The organism is Gordonia hirsuta DSM 44140 = NBRC 16056, from assembly GCF_000333015.1.
In the GTDB taxonomy this organism is placed as follows: Bacteria; Actinomycetota; Actinomycetes; order Mycobacteriales; family Mycobacteriaceae; genus Gordonia; species Gordonia hirsuta.
In genome coordinates this window covers 1-14,165 of sequence record NZ_BANT01000008.1, presented here as the reverse complement: position 1 = coordinate 14,165, position 14,165 = coordinate 1, and the positions used below count along the sequence as shown (strand labels likewise).

At 70.4% G+C, this 14,165-nt stretch carries 16 protein-coding genes; 10 read left to right on the top strand and 6 right to left on the bottom strand.

The window, feature by feature from the left end; translation table 11 throughout:
* Window positions 1–2: 2 nt before the first annotated feature.
* Together GOHSU_RS03330 and GOHSU_RS03325 are read left to right on the top strand one after the other, a co-directional pair.
* Window positions 3–509: a hypothetical protein gene (locus GOHSU_RS03330; protein WP_005936818.1), complete on the top strand. Its 507-nt coding sequence runs from the start codon at window positions 3–5 to the stop codon at window positions 507–509.
* 568 nt (window positions 510–1,077) lie between these two features.
* Window positions 1,078–1,467: a DoxX family protein gene (locus GOHSU_RS03325; protein WP_005936816.1), complete on the top strand. Its 390-nt coding sequence runs from the start codon at window positions 1,078–1,080 to the stop codon at window positions 1,465–1,467.
* A gap of 33 nt (window positions 1,468–1,500) precedes the next feature.
* Here GOHSU_RS03325 and GOHSU_RS03320 read toward each other — a convergent pair whose 3' ends face one another.
* The 4 genes from GOHSU_RS03320 to mftR form a co-directional block, all read right to left on the bottom strand.
* Window positions 1,501–1,818 carry a hypothetical protein gene (locus GOHSU_RS03320; protein ID WP_005936814.1) on the bottom strand — a complete coding sequence of 106 codons (318 nt, stop codon included), beginning with the start codon at window positions 1,816–1,818 and terminating at the stop codon, window positions 1,501–1,503.
* Window positions 1,819–1,919: 101 nt separating this feature from the next.
* Window positions 1,920–3,131: an NAD(P)/FAD-dependent oxidoreductase gene (locus tag GOHSU_RS03315; RefSeq protein WP_005936812.1), complete on the bottom strand. Its 1,212-nt coding sequence runs from the start codon at window positions 3,129–3,131 to the stop codon at window positions 1,920–1,922.
* Window positions 3,132–3,133: 2 nt separating this feature from the next.
* On the bottom strand, window positions 3,134–4,192 hold the full coding sequence (locus GOHSU_RS03310; protein WP_005936810.1) for a ferredoxin--NADP reductase: 1,059 nt from the start codon (window positions 4,190–4,192) through the stop codon (window positions 3,134–3,136).
* Window positions 4,189–4,806: a mycofactocin system transcriptional regulator MftR gene (mftR, locus tag GOHSU_RS03305; protein WP_005936807.1), complete on the bottom strand. Its 618-nt coding sequence runs from the start codon at window positions 4,804–4,806 to the stop codon at window positions 4,189–4,191. Before mftR ends, GOHSU_RS03310 begins: the two co-directional genes overlap by 4 nt.
* Before the next feature lie 98 nt (window positions 4,807–4,904).
* Between mftR and mftA the strand changes: the two genes are divergently transcribed.
* From mftA to GOHSU_RS03285, 5 genes are all read left to right on the top strand, one after another.
* The gene (gene mftA, locus GOHSU_RS16465; RefSeq protein ID WP_081597706.1) at window positions 4,905–4,988 is read left to right on the top strand and encodes a mycofactocin precursor MftA; all 84 of its coding nucleotides are present in this window, start codon (window positions 4,905–4,907) and stop codon (window positions 4,986–4,988) included.
* A complete protein-coding gene (gene mftB / locus GOHSU_RS03300) occupies window positions 4,988–5,311 on the top strand; it encodes a mycofactocin biosynthesis chaperone MftB (RefSeq protein ID WP_005936805.1) in 324 nt (107 codons plus the stop codon). The genes mftA and mftB overlap by 1 nt, the downstream gene beginning before the upstream one ends.
* A 4-nt stretch (window positions 5,312–5,315) precedes the next feature.
* Window positions 5,316–6,620, top strand: coding sequence for a mycofactocin radical SAM maturase (gene mftC, locus GOHSU_RS03295; protein ID WP_005936802.1), 1,305 nt, complete (start codon window positions 5,316–5,318; stop codon window positions 6,618–6,620).
* Window positions 6,621–6,695: 75 nt separating this feature from the next.
* The gene (mftD, locus tag GOHSU_RS03290; protein WP_005936799.1) at window positions 6,696–7,913 is read left to right on the top strand and encodes a pre-mycofactocin synthase MftD; all 1,218 of its coding nucleotides are present in this window, start codon (window positions 6,696–6,698) and stop codon (window positions 7,911–7,913) included.
* Window positions 7,914–8,153: 240 nt separating this feature from the next.
* Window positions 8,154–8,996, top strand: coding sequence for an endonuclease domain-containing protein (locus tag GOHSU_RS03285; protein WP_162138706.1), 843 nt, complete (start codon window positions 8,154–8,156; stop codon window positions 8,994–8,996).
* Between the two features lie 158 nt (window positions 8,997–9,154).
* Here GOHSU_RS03285 and GOHSU_RS03280 read toward each other — a convergent pair whose 3' ends face one another.
* Window positions 9,155–9,955: a mycofactocin-coupled SDR family oxidoreductase gene (locus GOHSU_RS03280; RefSeq protein WP_005936795.1), complete on the bottom strand. Its 801-nt coding sequence runs from the start codon at window positions 9,953–9,955 to the stop codon at window positions 9,155–9,157.
* 159 nt (window positions 9,956–10,114) lie between these two features.
* Window positions 10,115–11,227, bottom strand: a complete 1,113-nt coding sequence (locus tag GOHSU_RS03275) for a CaiB/BaiF CoA transferase family protein (RefSeq protein WP_005936793.1) — start codon at window positions 11,225–11,227, stop codon at window positions 10,115–10,117.
* A gap of 182 nt (window positions 11,228–11,409) precedes the next feature.
* On the opposite strand from GOHSU_RS03275, the gene mftE reads away from it, so the two are divergent.
* The 3 genes from mftE to GOHSU_RS03260 form a co-directional block, all read left to right on the top strand.
* Window positions 11,410–12,135, top strand: a complete 726-nt coding sequence (gene mftE, locus GOHSU_RS03270) for a mycofactocin biosynthesis peptidyl-dipeptidase MftE (RefSeq protein ID WP_005936791.1) — start codon at window positions 11,410–11,412, stop codon at window positions 12,133–12,135.
* Entirely contained in the window at window positions 12,132–13,616 is a 1,485-nt protein-coding gene (gene mftF, locus GOHSU_RS03265) for a mycofactocin biosynthesis glycosyltransferase MftF (protein WP_005936789.1), read from the top strand. The genes mftE and mftF overlap by 4 nt, the downstream gene beginning before the upstream one ends.
* Window positions 13,613–14,165, top strand: a 553-nt coding sequence (locus tag GOHSU_RS03260) for a GMC family oxidoreductase N-terminal domain-containing protein (protein WP_005936787.1), incomplete at its 3' end; no start/stop codon positions are given. The genes mftF and GOHSU_RS03260, both read left to right, overlap by 4 nt.

Sequence of the window (14,165 nt, the reverse complement as noted above, 5' to 3'; positions counted from 1 at the left end):
CGATGGTGCCGGCGGATCGTCGTCTGCTCACCGGCTGTGCCGTGGTGGCCGTGCTGGCGATCCTGGCTGCGGTCGTGGCCGCGATGGTGTGGTGGCGCGCCGATTCGGGCGTCGGCAGCGAATCCGACCGGGTGACGGTGGAACAGGCCGCCGCCGCAGCGGTCGGGGAACTGATGACCTTCGCTCCCGGCGACGACCAGGCAGGCCGGGCAGCGGTCGCCCAGCGGCTGGCCGGAGCTCTGGCCGCCGACTACCTGAGCCGCGGACCCGATGTGGTCTTTCCCGGGGCGACGGCCTCGAAGATCACCATGACCGGCACGGTCATCGACGCCGGGGTCTCCGAGCTCGCAGCGCACCGGGCGCGGGTGCTGGTCTTCGTGGACCAGTCCGTTGGTCTGGCCGCCGACACCGGGGAACCCGAGCGGTTGGCGCTTGCGCGCTGGGCGACGATGGTGCGCGACGGTGACCGGTGGCTGCTGGCGCGGCTCGAACCGGTCGCGCAGCGGTAGTTCGCAGCGGTAGTTCGCAGCGCCTGGCCGAGCTCGGATCGGTGGTCGCGGCGCCTGGCCGAGCTCGGATCGGTGGTCGCGGCGCTGGTTTTCTGGGTGCGGCATTGGTTCCGCGGCGCGGCGCTTGTTGCGTGGGCGCGGCGTTGGTTCCGCGGTCGTTGCGCAGACGCGGCGCTTGTTGCGTAGGCGCGGCGCTGGTCGGGCAGGCGCGGCGCTGGCTGCGGACGCGGCCTTCGCGGGGGCCGCGAGTGTGGTCGGGGGCCGCGTTCTCCCGAGGACCGCCGCGTTTGGGTGCTGGAGGCCGCGTTTATGGGGCGAGTGCCGCGTTTGTGGTGTGGGCGCCGCGGTCACGGACTGGAGGCCGCGATCGTGTGCTGAGGAGCCGCGGTCACGGACTGAAAGGCACGTTCGTGGTGCTGAAGGGCCGCGTTCGCACCTCTGCCGGGCGACGATGCGACAGAACGCAGCGCGGGCGAGGTCTGCCCCGGCCGAGGACGCGGCGGGGTAATGAGAGACGGGGCAATGAGAGGGCAGGGCAGGAGGGAGCCGGCGCACTAGAATCGCGGACATGGTTGTCGAGCGCATCGCCAAAGCCCTGTCCGGACTGCTGATGGCCATGGGGGTGCTGCACTTCGTGGCACCGAAGCCGTTCGACGAGATCATCCCGAAGGAGATCCCCGGCGACCCCCGGCAGTTGACCTACGCCTCCGGCGTCGCCGAGATCGGCATCGGGGCAGCGCTTCTGCCGCGGCGGACCCGGCGCGGGGCCGCGGCCGCCGCGGCGGCGTTGTTCGTGGCGGTGTTTCCGGCCAACATCAACATGATCCGGCTGTGGGTGGACAAGAGTCCGTTGCTCAAGACCATCGCCTGGGCCCGACTGCCCCTGCAGATCCCGCTCATCGTGGCCGCACTGATCGTCTGGCGAAAGACGCCGCGCCCGGCCCCCGCTGAGCGATAGCGGCTGCCGAGCGCGGAGCGACGGTGGGGCGGCTCAGATGTCGTCGTCGGCGACCGGGCCGCCTTCGCTCTCCCAGTTCTCGATCATCTTCACCCCGGTGCGGGTGAACTTGCGGCGGACGCCGACGCCGCCGACCGAATCCTCGGGGATGAAGACCGCGCCGTAGTGGGCCAGCGACTCGGCCAGCGCATGGATGGAGCGCTCGTCCAGGACGTTGGCGCCCTTCTCGTACTGCTTCAGCTCGAGGGGGTCGATGCCCGCGCGGGCGCCGATGGTGCGCGCCGACACCTTGATCAGATGCCGGGCGGCACGGGCGAGGGAACCGTCGATGTGGATTTCGATGTCAGCCATACCTTGAGTGTGCCAGTTTTCCGGCGGAAGACAGCGAACTCGCGGGCACGTCAGCTGCGAACCTCTGCCCGCTCACCGCGGCGGCGGGGTGTGGGGCCGCGTCACGAGAGCAGTTGCACCACAGGGGTCTTCGTCAGCAGATGCGGCCGGGTCTTCATCAGCTTGCCGATGCGGCCGGCGCCGACCACCCCGGTGAGCACCCCGTCGCGGCTGTAGTAGGCCAGGAATCTGCGGCCGTCGTCGTCGACCACATGCACCTGGTCGGTGGGCAGCGGTGAACCCAGCAGCTGCACCTTGAGGTCGTACTGGTCGCTCCAGAAGTACGGCACCGTCGGCGGCGGGGCCGGCTGCCCGGTGATCTCAGCGGCCACGATCACCGCCTGATCGACGGTGTGGTTCCAGTGCTCCACGCGGCGCCGTTCCCCGTCCGGGCCGGCCCAGTTCGCGGCATCGCCGATCGCGTAGACATCCGGCGCGCTGGTGCGCCCGGCGTCATCGCACGCGATCCCGCCGCCGGTGAGCGGATCGGCCAGGGCGATGCCCGAGCCGTCCAGATAGTCCAGCGCCGGATAGCCGCCGATACCGGCGATCACCAGATCGGCGGCCAGCTCGGTGCCGTCGCCGAGTTCGACGATGCGTGACTGGTCTGTGTCGGTGGTGCGGATCGCGGTGACGGAGGTGCAGGTGCGGATGTCGACACCGGCCTCGGTGTGCAGCCGACCGACGAAACGGCCGATCGTGCCGCCCAGGGCTGCCGCCAGCGGAGCCGGACCCGGTTCGACGACGGTGACCTGCAGACCGCGGCGGGCCAGACTCGCGGCGACCTCGCAGCCGATGAATCCGGCGCCGATCACCACCGCGGTGCGGGCCCCGGGCAGGAGCCGGCGCAGCGCGAGGGCATCGTCGTACGTCCTGAGCAGCTGCGCCAGACCGGGGCCGTCGCCGGGGAACGGGCGCGGGACCAGTCCGGTCGCCAGCACCAGGGTGCCGTAATCGAGCGTCGATTCGGTGCCGTCGTGTTCGACGACGATGCGCTGGTGCGACGGTTCGACGGCGGTGACCCGGCTACTCAGCCGCAGCTCGATGCCCTCTGACGCGTAGAACTCGGCCGGTTTGAGTTCGGTGCGGTCGGCCTCGTCGTCGGTGAGTACCGTCTTGGACAGCGGCGGGCGATCGTATGGCGGATGGTCCTCGGCCGAGACGATGATGATCGGAGCTGGGAAACCGTTGCCGCGCAGCTTCTCGGCGAGCCGGCTGGCGCCCAGGCCGCCGCCGACGATCACGACCGCATCGCGAGAGTCCGGTGTGGTCAACGTCAGAACTCCACTTTCAGGGTGTCGCTGGTCGGTTTGGCCTGGCAGCCGAGGATGTAGCCGTCGGCGATATCGTCCTCGTCGAGGGCGCCGGTGTTGGCCATCTCCACGGTGCCCTCGGTCAGGGTGCAGGCGCAGCTGCCGCAATCACCCTCCCGGCACGAGTACGGCGCATCCAGACCGGCGGCGAGCATGACGTCGACCAGATCGCGCGAGCGGGGCCACAGCAGCACGTGGGTCTGCCCGTCCAGCTCCACCTCCACCTCCGCGGCGGTGGCGGCCTCCTCCTCGGAGACGGCCTCGTGCTCCACGTCGACGAACGGATCGCCGGTCAGCGAGTTGTAGACCTCGGTGTGGACCTCGCGGTGGTCGAACTTGGCCTTGGCCAGCCCCTGGTGGACCGCCTCCATGAACGGGCCCGGCCCGCACAGGTAGGCGCTGTGCGTTCCGGCCATCGGCTTGAACACGGTGGCCAGCGCCTTGGCCGTCGGCAGCCCCTGCAGGGTCTCGAGCCAGTGCACCAGCGTCAGTCGGCCGGGGTGCTTCTGCTGCAGGGCGCGCAGATCCGCGGCGAAGATGACGTCGTTCTCGCTGCGGTTGGCGTAGAAGAAGGTGATCGGCCCGGTGCCGTCGGCCAGCGCCTTCTTCAGGATCGACATCACCGGGGTCACCCCCGAACCGGCGGCGATCAGCAGCAGCGGGGCATGGATATTGGCCGGGGTGAACACCCCCGACGGGGGCAGCACCTCGATCTGCGCGCCGGCGACCAGGTTGTCGCACACCCAGTTGGAGCCGTACCCCTGCGGTGTGCGCTTGACGGTGACCCGGGGCAGTTCGGCCCGGCCCGGTGCCGACGACAACGAGTAGCAGCGGGCCACCGAGCCGGTCTGCTCGCTGGGGATGCGCAGCGTCAGGAACTGTCCGGGCAGATAGTCGACGAATTTGTCGCCGCCGTCGGCGGGGACGTCGAAGACGATGCTGCGCGCATCGGCGGTCTCGTCGATCACCTCGGCGACCGTGAGGATGGTGCTGCGCGTCGAATGCGGGGTCAGTTCCGTCATCGATGGACCCTCCGGGAAACTAGAACGTGTTCTACATAGGGTAGCAATCCCTCGACCACAAGCGAATAGCCCTGATCGAGCAATTCGTCCAGGTCGGTCTCGGGGTGGTCGAGCCACTGCTCGTAGGCGGCCAGTGAGGCGCCCAGGAACTGCCAGGCCACCGATTGCGGCACATGCGAGTGCGGGTCCACCTGCAGGTGAGCGGCGATGTGTTCGGCGATGATCTGGCGCCACTCGCTGTACATGAGCATCGAATGGGCGTGCAGCGCAGGGACTTTCAGTAGCAGGTGCATGCGCCGGCGGTGATGCTCCAGTTCCACCTCGGGCACCCGGTTGAAGGCCACGAGCGCCTCGCGCAGCCCGTCGCCGAGCCCGCTGTCCGGAGGTGTGGACGCCAGCCGGCGGCGCATCTTCTCCAGGTGCGGCTCGAAGTCGCCCCACGGGATCGAGTACTTGGACGGGTAGTAGCGGAACAGTGTGCGCCGGGAGATGCCCGCGGCGGCGGCGACGTCGTCCACGCTGGTCTCGTCGAAACCGCGTTCGGTGAACAGGTCGATCGCCAGTGTGCTCAATTCCCCGCGCGTGGTGGATTGCGGGCGTCCGGCTCGCGTCATCGTCTCCCCCTGAATTCTCGAATTCCCTTTGATATTGCACCGAGTGTCATTACAGTGTGTCCTGAACCACACGACAAGCTCGAAGGAGGTTGGTTCACATGGCCGATCAGGATACTCAGGACCTCGTCACCGAGTCGCTGGTGGAGGAAGTCTCCATCGACGGGATGTGCGGCGTCTACTGATGACCACCGCGTCGACCAGTGCTTCCGGCGACCTCGCGGTCGCCGGAAGCACCCCGTTCTCCCTGGATCTGCCCTGGCGGCTCAACCCGTCGGTCGCACTGCGGCCCGAGCCGTTCGGGGCACTGCTGTACCACTTCGGAACGCGCAAGCTCTCGTTCCTCAAAAACCTCGTCGTCGTCGATCTGGTGCAATCGCTGGCCGGCCAGCCCAGCGCCGAGGCGGCCCTGATCGCCGCCGGGATCGCCGACGATCAACGCCCGCTGTACGTGCAGGCACTGACCGCGCTGGCCGAGTCCGGAATGATCGTTCCCACTCAGGAGTGAGTAGATGACCACCACCGAACCCCGCCTCGACGATCTGCCGTCGACGGCGCCCGCCCTGAACCTGGCGGCCCCCTCCGCCCCGCCCCAGGTCGGCCGGCTCGTGGACCAGTTCGAACGCGGACTGGACGCCCCGATCTGCCTGACCTGGGAGCTGACCTACGCCTGCAACCTGGCCTGCGTGCACTGCCTGTCCAGCTCCGGCAAGCGCGATCCGCGCGAGCTGAACACCGAGCAGTGCAAGGCGATCATCGACGAGCTGCAGCGGATGCAGGTGTTCTACGTGAACATCGGCGGCGGCGAGCCGACGGTGCGCCCGGACTTCTGGGAACTGGTCGACTACGCCGTCGACCATCAGGTGGGCGTCAAGTTCTCCACCAACGGGCTGCGCATCACTCCGGAGGTGGCCCAGCGGCTGGCCGCCACCGACTACGTGGACGTGCAGATCTCGCTCGACGGTGCCACCGCCGAGGTGAACGACGCCGTGCGCGGACCCGGCTCGTTCGATATGGCCGTGCGCGCGCTGGAGAACCTGGCCGCCGCGGGCTTCGCCGACGCGAAGATCAGCGTCGTGGTGACCCGCCAGAACGTCACCCAGCTCGACGAGTTCAAGGCGCTGGCCGACCGCTTCGGGGCCACGCTGCGCATCACGCGGCTGCGCCCGTCCGGACGCGGCGCCGACGTCTGGGACGATCTGCACCCGCTGCCCGAACAGCAGCTGGACCTGTACAACTGGCTCGTCGAACACGGCGACCGCGTCCTGACCGGGGACTCCTTCTTCCACCTGTCGGCCTTCGGCGGCAGCGGCGGCGGACTGCCGGGGCTGAACCTGTGCGGCGCCGGCCGCGTGGTGTGCCTGATCGACCCGGTCGGCGACGTCTACGCCTGCCCGTTCGCGATCCACGAGAACTTCCTGGCCGGCAACATCCTGTCCGACGGCGGCTTCGAGGAGATCTGGCAGCGCAGCGACCTGTTCACCGAGTTGCGGGAGCCGCAGAGCGCCGGCGCCTGCTCCTCGTGCGCCCACTTCGACGCCTGCCGCGGCGGCTGCATGGCCGCCAAGTTCTTCACCGGCCTGCCGCTGGACGGACCCGACCCCGAATGCGTGCAGGGCTACGGTGAGGCACTGCTGGCCGGTGAGCGCACCAAACCCACCGCCAACAAGGACCACTCCCGCGGCGTGCCGCTGACCTTGATGACGCGCCCGCCCAGCCGCGATGCGGCACCGCCGTCGCGCGACTGCGACGAGAACCCGCTGGCCGGCTTCCTGCCGACGACGTCGACCGGCTGCTCGTCGTCGAACTGCTGCTGACCCCGTCAGCTCCGACTGTTTCCACCCGCCGCACCAGTACTTTTCCGACTATCGCACCAGTGAGAGAGCCCCATCATGTCCAAATTCGCCGAGTTCCTGGAGAAGAACCCGTGGCGCCGCAACCCGTGGTTCGAGACCGTCGGTGAGGCGCAGCGCCGGGCCAGCAAGCGGCTGCCCAAGTCGGTGTACTCGTCGCTGATCGCCGGCACCCAGGCCGGGATCACCGTGCACGACAACGTCGAAGCCTTCAACGAGCTGGGTTTCGCCCCGCACGTGGTCGGGGCCACCCCCGACCGCAACCTGACCACCACCGTGATGGGCCAGGAGATCTCGATGCCGGTGATGATCTCGCCGACCGGTGTGCAGGCCGTCGACCCCGACGGTGAGGTGGCCGTATCCCGCGCCGCGGCCGCCCGCGGCACCGCCATGGGACTGTCGAGCTTCGCCTCCAAGCCGGTGGAGGAGGTGACCGCGGTCAACGACAAGATCTTCTTCCAGATCTACTGGCTCGGTGGCCGCGACGAGGTCGCCGCCCGGATCGAGCGCGCCCGCGAGGCCGGCTGCAAGGGCCTGATCGTCACCACCGACTGGGTGTTCAACATCGGCCGCGACTGGGGCAGCCCGGAGATCCCCGAGCAGGTGGACCTGAAGGCGCTGGCCAAGATGGCCCCGGAGATCGCCGTGCGCCCGCGCTATGCGATGGACTGGATCCGCGACGGCAAGGTGATGATCCCGGATCTGTCGGCGCCGAACCTGGTGGACAAGGGTCAGCAGGGGCCGACCTTCTTCGGCGCCTACGGCCAGTGGATGGGCACACCGCCGCCGACCTGGGACGACCTGCAGTGGCTGCGTGAGCAGTGGGGCGGCGAGTTCATGGTCAAGGGCATCACCCGGCTCGACGACGCCAAGCGCGCCGTCGACATCGGGGCCACCGCGATCTCGGTGTCCAACCACGGCGGCAACAACCTCGACGGCACCCCGGCCACCATCCGGGTGCTCGGCCCGATCGCCGATGCCGTCGGCGAGGACCTGGACGTGCTGCTCGACGGCGGTATCCGCCGCGGCAGCGATGTGGTCAAGGCGCTCGCCTTCGGCGCCAAGGCCGTGATGATCGGGCGGGCCTACCTCTTCGGGCTGGCGGCCAACGGGCAGGCCGGAGTGGAGAACGTCCTGGACCTGCTGCGCATGGGCATCGACTCGACGATGATGGGCCTGGGCAAGGACGACATCGCCGACCTGGACCGCAGTGACCTGATCATTCCCGAGGAGTTCGAGCGGGTCTTCGGCGGCTGAGGTCGTCGTGCGGGCATAACCGTCACGCCGGGTCGCCGCCTGTGTGCACAACCCTCACCGATCGCGTCGATCGGTGAGGGTTGTGTTCTGTCGTGACGGTTGTTCGTGACGGCTGTGCTCGGCCGTCCACCGGGGCTGGTGGACGGCAGGGGCTGGGGGCGGCCAGGGTTGATGGCCGGCAAGCTGGGGACTGGGCACGGGCTGTCCACAGCCGCTGCGGCAGGCCTCGCCTGTCCGGCGGTGGTGGGGCAGCCTGAAGTGATGGGGGAGTTCGGGGTCTACACCTATCGGGAACTACGGGCTGCGGGGCGCTCGCGCCGCGGCATCGAGGAGGCGCTAGGCACCGGCGAGCTCCGGCGCCTACGACGATCCTGGTACGCGGTCAAGGAGGCCGACGCCCAGGTGGTCGCCGCTGTCGCCGGCGGCGGGGTGCTCAGCTGCGTCAGCGCGCTGCGCCGCCACCAGGTCTGGGTGCCCGAGGCGGATCCGGAGTCCCCCGAGAGGGTGCACACGCGCGGCAACTCCCAGGCGCATCGGCGGCGGTCGGACTTGTGTACCCAGCACGGCCGCCCCGAACCGGAGGTCTCGGCGGTCGACCAGGTACCCATCGCGCTGCGTCATGCGGTCCGTTGCGTCAACGACGAGACCTTCGTGGTCCTGTGCGATTCGGTCCTCAATCGCGGGCTCATGACGCGGTCTGCACTGACCGGGATGTTCCAGGCGGCGCCCCCGCCGGTCGGGCGGCTGCTGAACCTGGTCGACGCCGGTGCCCAGTCCGGGCTGGAGACGATGGGCCGGCTCCGGCTGAAGGCGATGGGTCTGCGGGTGCGCACCCAGGTACAGATCCCCGGCATCGGCCGGGTGGATGCGCTGGTCGGGGACCGGCTGATCGTCGAGTTCGACGGCCGGACCCATCACAGCGATCAGGAATCCTTCGCCGGGGACCGCCGCCGCGACCGGGTGGCCGTGGTCAACGGCTATCTGGTGCTGCGGCTGACCTACGCCGATGTGGTGCGGGGCTGGCCGGCGGTGGCTCGCGATATCCGGCGCCTGGTCGAACAGTCGGCCCACCTCTGGCCGTAGCCGGCCGTCGCCGGACCCCGGGCACAACCGTCACGCACAATCGTCACCGGCGGGCACAGGTGTCACTGGCGGCGACGATCGGTGACGGTTGTGCACGACGACCGCGACGGTCGGTGACGGTTGTGCACGACCACCACGACAACCACAGCGACCCGGACTCACACCTTGGAGTGCCCCATATCGATCTGGAACTCGGCGCCGGTGACGGCCTTGGCGGTGGCCAGATAGAACACGGCGTCGGTGAGGTCGTCGAGCGAGGCGACCGGGTAGTGGCCTAGCAGCGACGGGAAGTGCATGCCCCACTCCTCGAAGGCCTTCATGGCAGACGTGTCGTTGAGGCCCATCTTGGTGTTCACCGCATACGGGTGGACGGTGTTGACGCGGATCCGCTTGGGGCCCAGCTCCTTGGCGGCGGTCTGTGCCAGGCCGCGGAGGCCGAACTTCGACGCCGAGTACGAGGCCTGCGCGGGCATCGCCTTGAGGCCGGCCACCGACGACATGATGGTGATGGAGCCGCCGTCCTTGTTCTTCAGCAGGTGGGGGATGGTGGCTTTGAGGGTCTTCCAGGTGCCGACCAGGTTCACGTCGACCACATCGGAGAACTGCTCCTCGGACAGCTCCCAGGTGAGACCCCAGGTCAGGATGCCCGCGTTGGCGACCACGTGGTCGAGCCGGCCGAAGCGTTCGACGCCCTCGGCGGCGACCTCGGTCTGGAAGGCCAGGTCGCGGATGTCGCCCTGGCGGGCCAGGATCTGGCCGCCCTCGGCCTCGACCAGCGTGATGGTCTCGGCGAAGTCGTCGGCGGTGGCCGGTGGATAGGTGGCATGGTCGACGACGGGGCCGGCCGCGTCGATGCCGATGATCGACGCGCCCTCGCGCGCGAAACGGATCGCGTGATTGCGGCCCTGACCGCGGGCGATCCCGGTGATATAGACGACCTGACCGTCGAACTGGCCCATGACACCCCTTCGTAGACTGACCGTCGAACTGTAACACGTTCTAGTTTGGGGTGTTCGGGTGCCGAGCCGTCAGAACACGGGACGACGGCGCCGCAGACGGCTCGGGCCCCGCCGGCGCACCAGGTCGTCGACGGGGCCCGAAGAGAGCGGAGCCCGGGGTCAGTCGGTCCAGAGCGTCGCCGGATCGGTGGCGGCGCGGGCCGGGGCCTCCGGGGTCTGGGTGGCCGACCGGGTGAAGCGCGGAGCCACCTGGGCCTGCATGACGCCGTCGATCTCGATCAGCGTGCCGCGGGCGGCCAGGTGCGGATCGCTGGGGGCCTCGGTGAAGTCCAGGACCGGGGAGACGCAGGCGTCGGTGCCCTCGAAGATCGCGGCCCACTCGTCGCGGGTCTTGGTCTTGAAGGTCTCGGCGAAGGTCTCCTTGAGTTCGGCCCAGCGGGAGAAGTCGAGCTGGTGCGGCAGCGACTCGGCATCCAGCGCCAGACCCTCGATCAGCTGGGCGTAGAACTGCGGCTCGATCGAGCCCACGGCCATCCACTTGCCGTCGGAGGTCTCGTACACCTCGTAGAACGGTGCGCCGGTGTCGAGCAGATTGACTCCGCGGCGGTCCTGCCACAGGCCGGTGCCGCGGAAGGCCCACATCATCTGGCCGAGCACCGAGGCGCCGTCGACCATGGCCGCGTCGACCACCTCGCCCTTCCCGGACACCGAACGCTCCACGAGCGCGGCCAGGATACCGACCACCAGGAACATCGAGCCGCCGCCGAAGTCGCCGACCAGGTTCAGCGGCGGAGTCGGCTTCTCGTCGGCGCGGCCGATGGCGTGCAGCATGCCGGTCAGCGAGATGTAGTTCATATCGTGGCCGGCCAGCTCGGCGCGCGGGCCGTCCTGGCCCCAGCCGGTCATCCGGCCGTAGATCAGGCGCGGGTTCACCGCTTCGAGGTCGTCGGGGCCGAAGCCCAGACGCTCCATCACGCCGGGGCGGAAGCCCTCGATCACGACGTCGGCCTTGGCGATCAGATTCAGGATGGTCTCGCGTTCGGCCGGGTTCTTCAGGTTGGCCTCGACCACCCGGCGTCCGCGCAGCAGCGCGTCGGCCTTGGCGCCCTCCTTGGGCAGCTCACCGGGCCGCTGGATGCGGACCACATCGGCGCCCAGGTCGGCCAGCAGCATGGCCGCATGCGGGCCCGGGCCGATGCCGGCGAACTCGATGACGCGGATGCTGGAGAGGGGGCCGGGCCGGCCGCTGGACGATGTACTGGGCGTGGTCACTGCAGGAACCTCCGGGTCGGGACCAAACGTGGCGGGGATCTCACCCTGGGGTTCAGCATTACATATGCGACTTCCGGTGACGGCTGTGGTGTCTGGTTCGGCAGTGGCACGCGGGTGCCTGTTCGGCCGAATCTGCTCGACGACCATGTACCCGGCGCCGCTCCCTCGGTAGAGTCTGCGCAATGGAATCCGTCCCCCGGCTCGCTGCGGCGGTGTGGCCCGAGCTGGGCCGCGCCCCGGTGACGCTGGTGGTCCCGGTCGGTTCGGTGGAGCAGCACGGTCCGCATCTGCCGCTGGACACCGACTCGCGGATCGGCCGGGAGGTGGCCGCCCGGGCGGTCGAGGCCTTGAACGACGACGACGCTGCCCCGCCGCGGTGGCTGCTGGCCCCGACGATCGAGTACGGCGCCTCGGGGGAGCACGAGGGCTTTCCCGGCACCGTGTCCATCGGCACCGCGGCGCTGAGTCTGCTGCTGCTGGAGCTGGGCCGCAGTGCCTGCCGCTGGGCCGACCGGCTGCTGGTGGTCAATGCGCACGGCGGCAATGCGGCCGCGGTGATCGAGGCGGTGACCACGCTGCGCGCCGAAAGTCGCGATGCGGCCTGGTTCCCGTGCGCCTTCCCCGGTGCCGACGCCCACGCCGGCCACACCGAGACCTCGGTGCTGCTGGCGATCGCCCCGGCGCAGGTGCGGATGGACCAGGCCGCCCCCGGCAACACCGCACCCATCGGGCAGCTGCTGGACGTGCTGCGGCGCGACGGGGTGGCCGCGGTCAGCCCCAACGGTGTGCTGGGCGATCCCAGCGGCGCCGATGCGGCCAGCGGCGCGCGGAGTCTGCACTCGACGACGACGGCGCTGACCGGTGCGGCCCGGCGCTGGTCCGTCGGCGCGGACGGACGACTGGCATGACCCCACCGCGCACCGAACCCGGCTCCCCGCACGACCACGCCGCCGCGGGCGAGACGACCGCCCCGCACGACCCGGCCGAGGGTCCCGCCGACACCACCCTGCCCGACGGTTTCCAGGTGCAGATCGATCCGCGCTGCATCTCCGGCGGGAACCTGAAGTACCTGTTCGGCGGGTCACCGGCCCGCCTGCTCAAACTCTCCGATGCGGCGCTGGGCATGATGTCGGCCGACGGCCGCACCGCCGTGCACGACCGCGCCACCGGGGCCCTGGCCCGGCGGCTGCTGGACACCGGCATCGGCCGACCGCGGCCGATGAACGGTCCGGGACCGGATCAGGTGACTGCGGTGATCCCGGTGCGCGACAACCAGGCCGGCGTCGACCAGCTGCTGCAGGCGCTGACCGGGTGCGCGGTGATCGTCGTCGACGACGGCTCGGCCGACCCGATCCGCGCCACCGGCGAGCAGGTGCAGCTGATCCGCTTCGAGGACAACCGCGGTCCGGCGGCGGCCCGCAATGCCGGACTGGCCGCGGCGACGACCGACTTCGTGGCCTTCCTCGATTCGGACACCGTGCCCTCGCGGGACTGGCTGACGATCCTGCTGGGGCACTTCTCCGATCCGGCCGTGGCCATCGTCGCGCCACGCATCGTCGGACGGCCGCTCTACGGGGGCGCCTCGATCGTGGCCCGGTATGCGAATGTGCACTCGTCCCTGGACATGGGGCCGGCCGAGGCGCTGGTGGCCCCCGGCAGCGCCCTGGCCTATGTGCCCAGTGCCGCGATGGTGGTGCGCCGGACGGCCTTCCTCGGCTTCGACGAATCCCTGCGGGTGGCCGAGGACGTCGACCTGTGCTGGCGCACCCATGCCGCGGGCTGGCGCATCTACTACGACCCCATCGCCCATGTCCGGCACGACCACCGGGAGAGCCTGCGGGCGCTGCTGGGCCGGCACCGCTACTACGGCACCGGGGCCGCCCAGCTGGCCGGCCGGCACGGCGCCACCGCCGCACCGGTGCGGTCGACGATCCCGGTGGCCGCGGCGGTGGTGGCGCTGCTCAGCCGCACCCGGCTGGGCGTGCTGGTCGCCGCGGTGCTGGCGCTGCACACCGCCTACCGCACCCGCCGGCTGCTGCGGGAGGTGCCCGGCAGCACCGGGATCGCCGTCTCGGTGACCGGCCGGGCCCTGGGCTGGGGTCTGCTGCAGGGCACGCAGGCGCTGCTGCGGCACTACTGGCCGCTGACCCTGCTGGCGGTGGTCACGATCCCGGCCATGCGCCGCTATGTGCTGCAGCTGGCCGTGGCCGAGGGCGTCGCGCTGTGGGTGCGCCACGAGGTGCTGCAGGACCGCTCGCCGGGGGTGGGACCGGTCGGCTATGTGCTGATGCGCCGGCTCGACGACCTCGCCTACGGGGCGGGGCTGTGGCAGGGCGCCCTGGCCGCCGCCAGCCCGGCCGCGCTGCGGCCGATTCTGACGCGGAAGTGACCGGGGTGCTGCCGGCGCGGGCCGACATCGTGGTGATCGGTGCAGGTACCGCCGGCGCACTGGTGGCCCACCGGCTGGCGGCCCGTGCAGACCGCGAGGTCCTGCTGCTCGAGCAGGGACCGGGTGTGCCGCCGGGGGAGGTCGCGGCCCTGTCCCGGCTGCCGATTGCCGACGGTCACCGGGTGCAGCAGTGGCCGGAACGACGAGGCCGGCACGTGCTGCGCGGACGGGGGCTGGGCGGCAGCGCCGCGATCAACGGCGGCTACTTTCTGCGCGGGCGGCCCGGCGACTATGCGCACTGGCCGTCGTGGTGGACTCCCGAACGCATCGCCGCCGGTTTCGACGAGGTGGAGCAACTGCTGCACGTCACAGCGTTCGCCGACGACGAGCTCGGCGATGCCGCGCGGGCCTTCGAGCGGTACTGGGCGGGCGTGCCCGGTCTGCGGCGGGTCCGGAGCAACCGCCGCCGCGGCCGCCGGTTCACCGCGGCGCAACTGCTGCGCCCGGCCGCCGACGTCGGTCCGGCGGTGCTCGGCGAGGCCCGGGTCG

Coding starts and splice junctions, on each gene's coding strand:
- GOHSU_RS03325 (WP_005936816.1), top strand. CDS start 1,078: ATGGTTGTCGAGCGCATCGCCAAAGCCCTGTCCGGACTGCTGATGGCC.
- GOHSU_RS03320 (WP_005936814.1), bottom strand. CDS start 1,818: ATGGCTGACATCGAAATCCACATCGACGGTTCCCTCGCCCGTGCCGCC.
- mftR (WP_005936807.1), bottom strand. CDS start 4,806: ATGACGCGAGCCGGACGCCCGCAATCCACCACGCGCGGGGAATTGAGC.
- mftD (WP_005936799.1), top strand. CDS start 6,696: ATGTCCAAATTCGCCGAGTTCCTGGAGAAGAACCCGTGGCGCCGCAAC.
- mftC (WP_005936802.1), top strand. CDS start 5,316: ATGACCACCACCGAACCCCGCCTCGACGATCTGCCGTCGACGGCGCCC.
- GOHSU_RS03280 (WP_005936795.1), bottom strand. CDS start 9,955: ATGGGCCAGTTCGACGGTCAGGTCGTCTATATCACCGGGATCGCCCGC.
- mftE (WP_005936791.1), top strand. CDS start 11,410: ATGGAATCCGTCCCCCGGCTCGCTGCGGCGGTGTGGCCCGAGCTGGGC.
- GOHSU_RS03330 (WP_005936818.1), top strand. CDS start 3: ATGGTGCCGGCGGATCGTCGTCTGCTCACCGGCTGTGCCGTGGTGGCC.
- GOHSU_RS03310 (WP_005936810.1), bottom strand. CDS start 4,192: ATGACGGAACTGACCCCGCATTCGACGCGCAGCACCATCCTCACGGTC.
- mftF (WP_005936789.1), top strand. CDS start 12,132: ATGACCCCACCGCGCACCGAACCCGGCTCCCCGCACGACCACGCCGCC.
- mftA (WP_081597706.1), top strand. CDS start 4,905: ATGGCCGATCAGGATACTCAGGACCTCGTCACCGAGTCGCTGGTGGAG.
- mftB (WP_005936805.1), top strand. CDS start 4,988: ATGACCACCGCGTCGACCAGTGCTTCCGGCGACCTCGCGGTCGCCGGA.